At 63.1% G+C, this 12,784-nt stretch carries 8 protein-coding genes; all 8 read left to right on the top strand.

Features of this window, described 5'->3' with window-relative positions; all coding sequences use genetic code 11:
- Positions 1-176 precede the first annotated feature (176 nt).
- The 8 genes from BM321_RS24330 (at position 177) to BM321_RS24295 (ending at position 12,744) form a co-directional block, all read left to right on the top strand.
- Entirely contained in the window at positions 177-1,157 is a 981-nt protein-coding gene (locus BM321_RS24330) for a LysR family transcriptional regulator (RefSeq protein ID WP_092445278.1), read from the top strand.
- Positions 1,158-1,494: 337 nt separating this feature from the next.
- Positions 1,495-1,989: a hypothetical protein gene (locus BM321_RS24325; RefSeq protein WP_092445276.1), complete on the top strand. Its 495-nt coding sequence runs from the start codon at positions 1,495-1,497 to the stop codon at positions 1,987-1,989.
- A gap of 91 nt (positions 1,990-2,080) precedes the next feature.
- Positions 2,081-2,752 carry a DUF3313 domain-containing protein gene (locus BM321_RS24320; RefSeq protein WP_092445274.1) on the top strand — a complete coding sequence of 224 codons (672 nt, stop codon included), beginning with the start codon at positions 2,081-2,083 and terminating at the stop codon, positions 2,750-2,752.
- 118 nt (positions 2,753-2,870) lie between these two features.
- Positions 2,871-3,371, top strand: coding sequence for a thiol peroxidase (tpx, locus tag BM321_RS24315; RefSeq protein WP_018602018.1), 501 nt, complete (start codon positions 2,871-2,873; stop codon positions 3,369-3,371).
- A gap of 191 nt (positions 3,372-3,562) precedes the next feature.
- Positions 3,563-4,876, top strand: a complete 1,314-nt coding sequence (locus BM321_RS24310) for an MdtA/MuxA family multidrug efflux RND transporter periplasmic adaptor subunit (protein ID WP_092445272.1) — start codon at positions 3,563-3,565, stop codon at positions 4,874-4,876.
- Entirely contained in the window at positions 4,873-7,968 is a 3,096-nt protein-coding gene (locus tag BM321_RS24305; protein ID WP_092445270.1) for an MdtB/MuxB family multidrug efflux RND transporter permease subunit, read from the top strand. The genes BM321_RS24310 and BM321_RS24305 overlap by 4 nt, the downstream gene beginning before the upstream one ends.
- Positions 7,969-8,167: 199 nt before the next feature.
- Positions 8,168-11,272, top strand: coding sequence for an efflux RND transporter permease subunit (locus tag BM321_RS24300; RefSeq protein WP_092445268.1), 3,105 nt, complete (start codon positions 8,168-8,170; stop codon positions 11,270-11,272).
- Positions 11,269-12,744, top strand: a complete 1,476-nt coding sequence (locus BM321_RS24295; RefSeq protein ID WP_092445265.1) for an efflux transporter outer membrane subunit — start codon at positions 11,269-11,271, stop codon at positions 12,742-12,744. The genes BM321_RS24300 and BM321_RS24295 overlap by 4 nt, the downstream gene beginning before the upstream one ends.
- Positions 12,745-12,784 lie beyond the last annotated feature (40 nt).

Raw genomic sequence — 12,784 nt, 5'->3', positions numbered from 1 at the left:
CTTTGTGGCAAGAGGATTTATGTGTGGCGAGGGGATTTATCCCCGTTGGGCTGCGTAGCAGCCCCTATCAATATCCCTCAGTGTCAGACCTGATGGATTTCAAGCCAAGGGGGGCGCTTCGCGACCCACGGGGATAAATCCCCTCGCCACTTCGTACAACCGACAGGGAGTCACCCATGACCTTCATCGAGCCCGCAGGACGCCAGGCTGTCACCGCATACCGCACACCGTTGCGTGCCCCCGACCCGTGGCTGGCCATGGCCGGCGGTATCGAGCCGCAGGTGGCGCAGTGCTTCCTGGTCAGTGCCCGTTGCGGCTGCTTCATGCAAGCGGCCCGCAGCCTCAACGTCAAGGCGACTTGGCTGCGCAAGCAGTTGGCGCAATTGGAGGCGCGGCTGCAGCGTTCGCTGTTCAGTTTCCAGGGCAGCGCCTTGACCCTCAGCCGCGAGGGCCGGCAGTTGCAGGCGCGCTTGATCAGCCTGGCCCACGAAAGCGCGCCGCCCTTGAACGATCAACCCTTGATTCGCCTGGCCGTGGCCGAGTCGATACTGCATGACATCCTGGGCCGTGACCTGATTTCATTGCTGCGACGCAACGCCAGCGTGCGGCTGCAGATCATCACCCTGGACAGTGACCTGGCGCTGCAAGCCGTCAGCGCCGACCTGGTGCTGTGGTTGAGTGATGCCCACACGTTGGGGCCGGGGCCGAGTTTCGCCACATTGCCCGCGGATCGACTGGCGCGGCTGGACTATGTGCCGCACATCGCCAAGCGCTACTCACGCCCGGCCACGCGCCCGGACTGCCTGGACGACCTGAACGATTACATGCTGGTGCAATGGCAGGCGGACCGACACGTGGACGGCTTCGCACCGTGGAACGCCTTGATCGAACAACGCCGGGCCGGTGTGGTGCAGGTGCAATCCTACGAACTGATGCTGGAAATGATTCGCTGCAGCGCCTGCATCGGCCTGTTGCCGCAATACATGAGCCGCTTCGACCGAGGCCTGGTGGCGTTGCCGCAAGTGTTCGGCCTGTCGATGCAACGGTACTTGTGGATGGCCGTCAACGCCCAGGCCGAAGGCTCGCCAGAGGTGCAGATGCTTCGTGAACTGATCCACCACACGCTGGATGAGCGGCGGGATTGGTTCCAGGCCTGACCGAAGCAGGAAGTAGCCTCTCTGTGGGAGCGAGCTCGCTCGCGATAGCGGTCGTTCATTCGACATCGATGCCGGCTGAAAGGGCCTCATCGCGAGCAAGCTCGCTCCCACAGTAAATCGTCAGTGCCCCCAGACCTCGCAGTCACTCGAAACCCATGTGGGAGCGAGCCTGCTCGCGATAGCGGTGGTTCATTCGACATCAATGCCGGCGGACACCCTCGCCATGGCGCGGCTGCGCTGAAGGATCAGCCACGCAGTAAAGTGGCTTTTACGTACGCCAGCGTCTTGGACCTGTCATCATCCAGCTTCGCAGCACTCCCTAACCGAGGATCGGCCCATGGACGATGTACAGCAACTGGGCGAGATGCTTCGTCACTACGCCGACAGCGAAGCGCACAAGAAACAACTGCACCAGGCCCAGTCGGCGGTTTGGGTGCAACAGATCAAGGCGCTGTACGGGCAAATCGAACAATGGCTGGCGCCGGTCATGGCGCTCGGCCTGCTGGAACTGAGCCGTGAGGCGTATGTGGCCCACGGATCGAACGTTCCGGTAGAAACATCCGCTTTCAAGACTGAAAAACTGACCTTGGCCATTACCGGTAAACCGGTGGAGTTCGTGCCGGATGTGATGGGGGTGGGCGGCTTGGTTTCTTTGTCGATCATCGGCCTGGCCGCGACCCGGCACGGCAGCATTTCCCTGGTGTGCCAGCCGCCATCGACGCAATGGCAATGGCGCCGGACCAATGGGTTGAAGGACCCCGACACGTTTGCCTTCGATGCAAACTTCCTCGCACAACAATTGCAGAGCCTGATACCTCGCGAGCGCGGCTGAATCACTTGTTTTTTCAGGGCAGGCAAAAAACTGCCCATTGGCTATACCTGTAGTTCCGGCCCCGCCTCGTGTGGCTTACAGGAGTGACAGCATGAAGTTCGCGTCAATGGTTGGCAGCATCTGCATAGCCTCGCTCGTCTTGGCGGGTTGTTCGAGCAAAGTCACCCAGCCGGATGAATATTCCGGGTTCCTGGGAGATTACAGCCGGCTCAAGGAAGAGAAGTCGCCGTCGGGGGCCGAGGTCATGCGTTGGGTCGATCCGAAGATCGATCTGAACAAGTACACCAGCCTCTATATCGAGCCGACGCAGCTTTATCCCAAACCGCAGCCGACCGTGAAGATCCCCCAGGCCACGCTGTCGGGCATCACCGCGTATTACGATCAGGCCCTCATGCGGGAGGCGGGCAAGTCCTTGCCCCTGGCGACCGTCCCAGGGCCAGGCGTATTGGTGATACGGGCGGCGATCACGGCTGTCAGTAGCAAGACCGAAGGCTTGAAACCGTATGAGGTGGTCCCGATTGCGCTGGTGGCGGCCGCTGTCAGCACCGCCAGCGGTATTCGCGACCAGGAAACCACCTTGGGCACCGAAGCGGTTTTTCTCGACGGAGGCAACAACGCGGTGGTCGCCCAGGTGGTGCGCAAGGGCACGGGCAAGCCGCTGTCCAACGAATCCCAGGTCATGAAGCCCGATGATGTCAAAGGGGTCATCGATGGCTGGGCGTCGGATTTGCATCAGTCGTTTCTGCAGCTCAAGGCCAAATAACCATTACCGTCGTCGGGGTGTCGGCGCCACGTCTTTTTATGTCCGCCCATAGGTCGCGCGAGCATTTCGTGGTTAACTCCGGCCTCACCATTTTCAAACTGTCAGAAGGAATCCGTTCATGGCTCAAGTCACCCTCAAAGGCAACCCGGTCCAAGTCAACGGTCAGTTGCCACAAGCTGGTTCCAAGGCCCCAGCCTTTTCCCTGGTCGCCGGCAATCTGTCGGACGTTTCCCTGAAGGACTTCGCCGGCAAGCGCAAAGTGCTGAACATTTTCCCAAGCGTCGACACGCCGACCTGCGCCACCTCCGTGCGCAAGTTCAATGCCCAGGCCAACGAACTGAACAACACCGTGGTGCTGTGCATCTCCGCCGACCTGCCATTTGCCCAGGCGCGCTTCTGCGGTGCCGAAGGCCTGGAGAACGTCCAGAACCTGTCCACGCTGCGCGGTGCCGAGTTCATCCAGGACTACGGCGTGGCGATTGCCGACGGTCCATTGAAAGGTCTGACCGCCCGTGCCGTGGTCGTGCTGGATGAAAACGACACTGTGCTGCACAGCGAACTGGTCAAGGAAATCGCCGAAGAGCCGAACTACGACGCGGCCCTGGCTGTTCTGAAATAAGTGGAATGAAATAAGGTATTTATTACAATTGTTAACGGTCTGGCCCTGTCCAGGCCGTTTTCTTTTGTGCTTCAAGGTCTTAGCCGACTATTCGAAAGGTAAGCCCAACGTAAATTGCCGGTAAAGGCGCTTTGCTAAATACCCGTCAGTGCTTATCGTTCAGCCTCCCGTAAAAGAAGTCCACGCGCCCAATGGTTGATCACTCCATGCAATCGTCTGTTTCCCGCAATTCCCGTCGCTGGCTGTTCGGCCTGTTCGTCCTGTTGGCCGTCGCGGCGCTGGCCTGGAAGTTCTGGCCCAATGGTTCGGCCCAGAAGCCGGGGGCGGGGGACAAGGCCGCGACGGGGCACGTGGGACGCTCGGGTGGCACGCGGCCGGGGTTCGGTGGGGCGACGGGGCCGATTCCTGTGCGGGTGGCGCCGGCGGTGACCGGGGATTTCCCGCTGTACTTCAAGGCGCTGGGTACGGTCACGGCCCTCAACACCATCAACGTGCGTAGCCGCGTGGGTGGCGAACTGGTCAAGATCGCCTTCGAAGAGGGGCAAATGGTCAAGGCTGGGGACTTGCTGGCCGAGATCGACCCACGCCCGTACCAGAACGCCTTGCTCCAGGCCGAAGGCACGCTGTTGCAGAACCAGGCCCAACTGAAAAATGCCCAGGTCGACCTTGAGCGGTATCGCGGCCTGTACGCCGAAGACAGTATTGCCAAGCAGACCCTCGACACCGCCGCGGCCTTGGTGGGCCAGTACCAGGGCACGGTCAAGACCAATCAGGCGGCGGTCAACGACGCCAAGCTCAACCTGGAATTCACCAGGATCCGCGCGCCGATTAGCGGCCGCGTGGGCTTGCGCCAACTGGACATCGGCAACCTGGTGGCGGCCAACGACACCACGGCCCTGGCGGTCATTACCCAGACTCAACCCATCAGCGTCGTGTTCACCTTGCCGGAGAACAACCTCGACACCGTGCTCACCCGTTATCGCAGCGGGGCGAAGCTGCCCGTCGAAGCCTGGGACCGGGGTGACGTGAAGCGCCAGGCCAGTGGCGTGTTGCAAAGCCTGGACAACCAGATCGATGTCACCACCGGCACCTTGAAGTTCAAGGCTCGCTACGAGAACCGCGACCAGTCGCTGTTCCCCAATCAGTTCGTCAACGTCCACCTGCTGGCCGACACCCTCAAAGGCGTGGTCCTGGCGCCGACGGCGGCCATTCAGTTCGGCACCAATGGCACCTTCGTCTACGCCCTGGAGGGCGACAAGAAGGTCACTATCAAGAAGCTGAAGATCGGGGCCAGCGACGGCACGAACACAGTGGTCACCGAAGGCTTGGCCGCTGGCGACCGGGTGGTGCTCGAAGGCACCGATCGCCTGAAGGAAGGCAGCGAAGTGGAGGTGGTCAACGACAGCCAGGAGGTGCCCATCACGCCGACCGAGCACTTGCAGGGCAAGTCTGCGGCGGTGCCTGAGCCGGTTGAGGCCGACAAGGCGAACAAGGGCGGCGCATGAATCTCTCGCGGCTGTTCATTCTTCGCCCGGTCGCCACCACCCTGAGCATGCTGGCGATCATCCTCGCCGGCCTGATTGCCTACCGGTTGCTGCCGGTGTCGGCATTGCCCCAGGTCGACTACCCGACCATCCGCGTGATGACCCTGTACCCGGGCGCCAGCCCCGATGTGATGACCAGTGCGGTCACCGCGCCCCTGGAGCGGCAGTTCGGGCAGATGCCGGGCCTGACGCAAATGGCCTCCACCAGTTCCGGCGGCGCGTCGGTGATCACCCTGCGCTTCAACCTGGACATCAACATGGATGTCGCCGAGCAGCAGGTGCAGGCCGCGATCAATGCGGCCACCAATCTGCTGCCCAAGGACCTGCCGGCGCCGCCGGTGTACAACAAGGTCAATCCGGCCGACACCCCGGTGCTGACCCTGGCTATCACCTCCAAGACCATGCTGCTGCCCAAGCTCAATGACTTGGTGGACACCCGCATGGCGCAGAAAATCGCCCAGATCAGCGGCGTCGGCATGGTCACCATCGCCGGTGGCCAGCGCCAGGCCGTGCGAATCAAGGTCAACCCCGAGGCCCTGGCGGCCAACGGCCTGAACCTGGCGGATGTGCGCACGTTGATCGGGGCTTCCAACGTCAACCAGCCCAAGGGCAACTTCGACGGCCCGACCCGGGTCTCGATGCTCGATGCCAACGACCAGCTGACCTCGCCCAAGGACTACGCCGAGCTGATCCTGGCCTACGCCAATGGCGCGCCGTTGCGGCTCAAGGACGTGGCACAGATCGTCGACGGGGCCGAAAACGAACGCCTTGCCGCCTGGGCCAACGAAAACCAGGCCGTGCTGCTGAACATCCAGCGCCAGCCGGGGGCCAATGTCATCGAGGTGGTGGACCGGATCAAGGCCTTGCTGCCGAGCATCACCGATAACCTGCCGGCCGGCCTGGACGTCACCGTGCTGACCGACCGCACCCAGACCATCCGTGCTTCGGTCACCGACGTGCAGCATGAATTGCTGATCGCCATCGCCCTGGTGGTCATGGTGACGTTCCTGTTCCTGCGTCGCGTCAGTGCCACGATCATCCCGTCGGTGGCCGTGCCGTTGTCGTTGATCGGCACCTTCGGCGTGATGTACCTGGCCGGTTTCTCCATCAATAACCTGACCCTGATGGCCCTGACCATCGCCACCGGTTTCGTGGTGGACGACGCCATCGTCATGTTGGAGAACATCGCCCGCTTCATCGAGGAGGGCGACAGCCCGTTGCAGGCCGCGCTCAAGGGTGCGAAGCAGATCGGCTTCACGCTGATTTCCCTGACCCTGTCGTTGATCGCCGTGCTGATCCCGCTGCTGTTCATGGCCGATGTGGTCGGGCGCTTGTTTCGCGAGTTCGCCATCACCCTGGCGGTGGCGATCCTGATTTCCCTGGTGGTGTCCCTGACCCTGACGCCGATGATGTGCGCCCGCTTGCTCAAGCGCGAGCCCGAGGAAGCAGAGCAGGGCCGTTTCTACCGCGCCAGCGGCGCCTGGATCGACTGGTTGATCGCTGCCTACGGGCGCAAGTTGCAGTGGGTGCTCAAGCATCAGCCACTGACCCTGCTGGTGGCGGTGGGCAGCCTGGTGCTGACGGTCGTGCTGTACCTGGCCGTGCCCAAGGGCTTTTTCCCGGTGCAGGACACCGGGGTGATCCAGGGCATTTCCGAGGCACCGCAATCGATCTCCTTTGCCGCCATGAGCGAGCGCCAGCAGCAGTTGGCCAAGGTGATCCTCGCCGACCCGGCGGTGCAGAGCCTGTCGTCCTACATCGGCGTGGACGGCGACAACGCTACGCTCAACAGCGGTCGCCTGCTGATCAACCTCAAGCCCCACAGCGAACGGGACGACAGCGCCGCCGAGATCATTGCCCGCTTGCAGCCACAGCTGGATCGACTGGTGGGCATTCGCCTGTTCATGCAGCCGGTGCAGGACCTGACCATCGAAGACCGGGTCAGCCGTACCCAATACCAGTTCAGCCTGTCATCGCCGGACGCCGAATTGCTCAGCCTCTGGAGCGGACGCCTGGTCGAGGCCCTGGGCCGCCAGCCGGAACTGACCGACGTGGCCAGCGACCTGCAGGACAAGGGCTTGCAGGTCTACCTGGTGATCGACCGCGACGCGGCGTCACGCCTGGGCGTCTCGGTCTCGAACATCACCGATGCGCTCTATGACGCCTTCGGCCAGCGGCAGATCTCCACCATCTACACCCAGGCCAGCCAGTACCGCGTGGTGTTGCAGGCCCAGGCCGGGGAGCGGCTCGGGCCCCAGGCGCTGGACCAGGTTCATGTCAAGACCACCGATGGCGGGCAGGTGCGGTTGTCGAGCCTGGCCCGGGTCGAAGAGCGCCAGGCGCAATTGGCGATTGCCCACATTGGCCAGTTTCCAGCGGTGATGATGTCGTTCAACCTCGCGCCGGGCGTGGCCCTCGGGCATGCGGTGGAGGTGATCGAAAAGGTCCAGCGGGACATCGGCATGCCGGTGGGCGTGCAGACCGAATTCCAAGGCGCGGCCGAGGCGTTCCAGGCGTCGTTGTCGAGTACCTTGCTGCTGATCCTGGCGGCGGTGGTGACCATGTACATCGTCCTGGGTGTGCTGTACGAAAGCTACATCCATCCGATCACCATCCTTTCCACCTTGCCCTCGGCGGCCATCGGCGCCTTGCTGGCGTTGATCCTCAGCGGCAATGACCTGGGCATGATCGCGATCATCGGCATCATCCTGCTGATCGGCATCGTCAAGAAGAACGCGATCATGATGATCGACTTCGCCCTCGACGCGGAGCGCAACCAGGGCATGGACCCGCAGACGGCGATCTACCAGGCGGCGTTGCTGCGCTTCCGTCCGATCCTGATGACCACCCTGGCGGCGTTGTTCGGTGCCATACCGCTGATGTTCGCCACCGGTTCCGGTGCCGAATTGCGCCAGCCGCTGGGCTTGGTGATGGTGGGCGGGTTGTTGGTGAGCCAGGTCCTGACGTTGTTCACCACGCCGGTGATCTACCTGTACTTCGATCGCTTGGGCCGCCGGTTTGCCAGACCGGAAGGGAAAGAGGTGCGGGTATGACGGTCGGGAGCTTCCGGCTGGACCCTACGCCGGAGAACTTGGGGCAAGCGCGCTTTTTGTGGCGAGGGGATTTATCCCCGCTTGAGTGCGCAGCGCTCATAAAAGGGGCCGCTACGCAGCCCAGCGGGGATAAATCCCCTCGCCACAAAAGCCCGGTCATTCTTTTCGGTCTTCGGTCTGAAGCCCGGAGCGGTTGCCGATGAACCTCTCCGGCCCCTTCATCCGCCGCCCCGTAGCGACCATGCTCCTGAGCTTCGCCATCATGCTGCTCGGTGGCGTGTGTTTCGGCCTGCTGCCGGTTTCGCCGCTGCCGCAGATGGATTTTCCGGTGATCGTGGTCCAGGCCAACCTGCCAGGGGCCAGCCCCGAGGTGATGGCTTCGACAGTGGCAACGCCCCTGGAGCGTTCCTTCGGCGCGATCGCCGGGGTCAACACCATGAGCAGCCGCTCCAGCCAGGGTTCTACGCGGGTCATCCTGCAATTCGACCTGGACCGCGACATCAACGGCGCCGCCCGGGAGGTGCAGGCGGCCATCAACGCGTCGCGCAACCTGTTGCCCAGTGGCATGCGCAGCATGCCCACCTACAAGAAGGTCAACCCGTCCCAGGCGCCGATCATGGTGCTGTCGCTGACCTCGGATGTATTGGAAAAAGGCCAGCTCTACGACCTGGCGTCCACCATCCTGTCCCAGAGCCTGTCCCAGGTGTCGGGCGTCGGCGAGGTGCAGATCGGCGGCAGCTCGTTGCCAGCGGTGCGCATCGAACTGGAGCCACAGTTGCTCAATCAGTACGGCGTGGCCCTGGACGATGTGCGCACCGCCATCGCCGACAGCAACGTACGCCGGCCCAAGGGTTCGGTGGAGGACGACCGGCGCATGTGGCAGGTGCAGGCCAATGACCAGTTGGAGAAGGCCAAGGACTACGAAACGCTGATCATCCGCTACCAGGACGGCTCGGTCCTGCGGCTCAAGGACGTGGCGAAAGTCACCGACAGCGTCGAGGATCGCTACAACAGCGGTTTCTTCAACAACGACGCCGCCGTGCTGCTGGTGATCAACCGCCAGGCCGGGGCCAACATCATCGAGACGGTCAACGAAATCAAGGCGCAACTGCCGGCGTTGCAGGCGGTGCTGCCGGCCAGCGTCAAGCTGAACCTGGCGATGGACCGTTCGCCGGTGATCAAGGCCACCCTGCATGAAGCGGAAATGACCTTGCTGATCGCCGTGGCCCTGGTGGTGCTGGTCGTGTTCCTGTTCCTCGGCAACTTCCGCGCCTCCCTGATCCCGACTCTGGCGGTACCGGTGTCGCTGGTGGGCACGTTCGCGGTGATGTACCTGTACGGCTTCTCCTTGAACAACCTGTCGCTGATGGCGTTGATCCTGGCGACCGGGTTGGTGGTGGACGACGCCATCGTGGTGCTGGAGAACATTTCCCGGCACATCGACGAAGGCGTGCCACCGATGAAAGCTGCCTATATGGGCGCCGAAGAAGTCGGCTTTACGTTGCTGTCGATGAACGTCTCGCTGGTGGCGGTATTCCTGTCGATCCTGTTCATGGGCGGCATCATCGAGAGCCTGTTCCGCGAATTCTCCATCACCCTGGCGGCCTCCATCGTGGTTTCGCTGGTGGTCTCGCTGACGCTCACGCCGATGCTCTGCGCCCGCTGGCTCAAGCCTCACGTACCGGGGCAGGAAAACCGCTTGCAGCGCTGGAGCCAGGGGCTCAACGAGCGGATGGTCCGTGGTTACGCCACCAGCCTGGACTGGGTGCTGCGCCATCGGCGCCTGACCTTGCTCAGCCTGCTGGTGACCATCGGCGTGAACTTCGCGCTGTACGTGGTGGTGCCGAAAACCTTCATGCCACAGCAGGACACCGGCCAACTGATCGGTTTCGTGCGTGGCGACGACGGGCTGTCGTTCAATGTGATGCAGCCGAAGATGGAAATCTTCCGCCGTGCCGTGCTCAAGGACGAGGCAGTGCAAAGTGTCGCCGGCTTCATCGGCGGCAACAACGGCACCAACAACGCCTTCATGCTGGTGCGCCTCAAGCCGATCAAGGAGCGGGGGATTTCCGCGCAGAAGGTCATCGAGCGCCTGCGCAAGGAAATGCCCAAGGTCCCCGGCGGCCAGTTGATGCTGATGGCTGACCAGGACCTGCAATTTGGCGGTGGCCGCGAGCAGACCACCTCGCAATATGCCTACATCCTCCAAAGTGGTGACCTGGCTTCCCTGCGCATGTGGTATCCCAAGGTGGTGGCGGCCTTCCGCGCGCTGCCGGAACTGACCGCCATCGACGCCCGTGACGGCGGCGGCGCCCAGCAGGTGACGCTGGTGGTGGACCGCGACCAGGCCAAGCGCCTGGGCATCGACATGGACATGGTTACCACCGTGTTGAACAACGCTTACAGCCAGCGGCAGATTTCCACCATCTACGACAGCCTCAACCAATATCAGGTGGTGATGGAGGTCAATCCCAAGTATGCCCAGGACCCCAAGACCCTCGAACAGGTCCAGGTGATTACCGCCGACGGGGCGAGGGTGCCACTGTCGGCCATTGCTCATTATGAAAACAGCTTGGAGGACGACCGGGTCAGCCACGAGGGCCAGTTCGCTTCCGAAGGCATCTCCTTCGACATGGCCGAAGGCGTGACGGTGGAGCAGGGCACCGCCGCCATCGAACGGGCCCTTGCCAAAGTTGGCTTGCCCGAGGATGTCATCGCGAAAATGGCCGGCACCGCCGACGCATTCGCCGCCACCCAGAAGAGCCAACCGTTCATGATTCTCGGCGCGTTGCTGGCGGTGTACCTGGTGCTGGGCGTGCTGTATGAAAGCTATATTCATCCGCTGACCATCCTGTCCACCTTGCCATCGGCCGGGGTCGGCGCCTTGTTGTCGATCTACGCATTGGGCGGCGAGTTCAGCCTGATCTCGCTGTTGGGGCTGTTCCTGCTGATCGGCGTGGTGAAGAAAAACGCCATCCTGATGATCGATCTGGCGCTGCAACTGGAACGTGCCGGGCAGACGCCGCTGGAGTCGATCCGCAGCGCTTGCCTGCTGCGATTGCGGCCAATCCTGATGACCACGCTGGCGGCGATCCTGGGTGCCTTGCCGCTGCTGCTCGGCGCCGCCGAGGGCGCGGAAATGCGCCAGCCGCTAGGCCTGACCATCATCGGCGGGTTGGTGTTCAGCCAGGTGCTGACGCTCTACACCACGCCGGTGGTTTACCTTTATCTCGACAAGCTGCGCCATCGCTTCAACCGCTGGCGTGGCGTGCGCACCGATGCTGCCCTGGAAACTCCGCTATGACCGACCGTCCGCCTTTCAATCTTGCCGCAACGCTGGCGACCGCCCGTGGCTCGCGGGTGCTGAGCCTGGTGCTGTGCGTGGCGATGCTCAGCGCCTGCGCCGTCGGCCCGGATTACCAGCGCCCCGCGGCAGCCGCCCCGGTGCAGTACAAGGAGGCCCAGGGCTGGCGCCAGGCGAACCCCAGCGATGCCCTGGGCCGGGGCGCCTGGTGGGAGCTCTACGGCGATACGCAACTCAACGGCCTGGTGGACAAGCTCAACGCCTCCAACCAGACCGTAGCCCAGGCCGAAGCCCAGTACCGGCAGGCCCGGGCACTGGTGCGCAATGCCCGTGGCGCGTTTTTCCCCACCGTGGACCTGACCGTTGGCAAGACGCGCTCCAGCCAGGGCACCGGCAGCAGCAGTTCGAGCCTGAGCAGTTCGTCCAGCGGCATTCGCGACACCTACAACGCCCAGGCTGGCGTCAGCTGGGAGGCGGACGTGTGGGGCAAGTTGCGCCGCACCCTGGAAGCCGACGAGGCGAGCGCACAAGCCAGTTTCGCCGACCTGGCGGCGATGCGCCTGAGCCAGCAATCGGAACTGGTGCAGAACTACTTGCAGTTGCGGGTGATCGATGAGCAGAAGCGTTTGCTGCAGACCACCGTCGACAACTATCAGCGCTCGCTGAAAATGACCGAAAACCAGTACCGTGCCGGGGTCTCCGGCAAGGACGCGGTGGCCCAGGCGCAAAACCAGCTCAAGACCACCCAGGGCGACCTGATCGACCTGATCTGGCAGCGAGCCCAGTTCGAAAACGCCATCGCCGTGCTCATCGGCCTGCCGCCGGCGGAGTTCAACCTGGCCGAGGTCCAGGACATCCCGGCACTGCCGCAGATCCCGGTGGCGCTGCCCTCGCAACTGCTCGAGCGCCGGCCGGACGTCGCTTCGGCAGAGCGCTCGGTGATGGCCGCCAATGCCAACATCGGCGTCGCCAAGGCTGCGTATTACCCGGACTTGACCCTGAGCCTCAGTGGCGGCTACAGCAGCAGTACCTACGACAATTGGGTGAGCGTGCCGAACCGCTTCTGGTCGGTAGGGCCGCAACTGGCGATGACGCTGTTCGATGGCGGCCAGCGGTCGGCGGAAGTCGACCGCACCGTCGCAGCGTATGACCAGACCGTCGCCACCTATCGCCAGACCGTGCTCGATGGCTTGCGCGAGGTGGAAAACTACATGATCCAGCTCAAGGTGCTGGAAGACGAAGCCCGCGTACGCCAGGAAGCCCTGGACGCCGCCCGGGAATCCCTGCGCCTGACGCAGAACCAGTACCGGGCCGGATTGATTGCCTACCTCGACGTGGTCACCGTCCAGGCCACCGCGTTGAGCAACGAGCGCAGCATGCTGAGCCTGCAACAGAGCCGCTTGATTGCCAGCGTGCAACTGATTGCGGCGTTGGGCGGTGGTTGGGATGGGCAAATGGAGGCGCGCGAGTAATCACACATCGATGCCCCCTGTGGGAGCCGAGCTTGCTCGC

It is taken from the genome of Pseudomonas sp. NFIX10, from assembly GCF_900111955.1.
Lineage (GTDB): Bacteria > Pseudomonadota > Gammaproteobacteria > Pseudomonadales > Pseudomonadaceae > Aquipseudomonas > Aquipseudomonas fluorescens_AA.
This window is presented reverse-complemented; position numbering and strand designations above follow the sequence as displayed.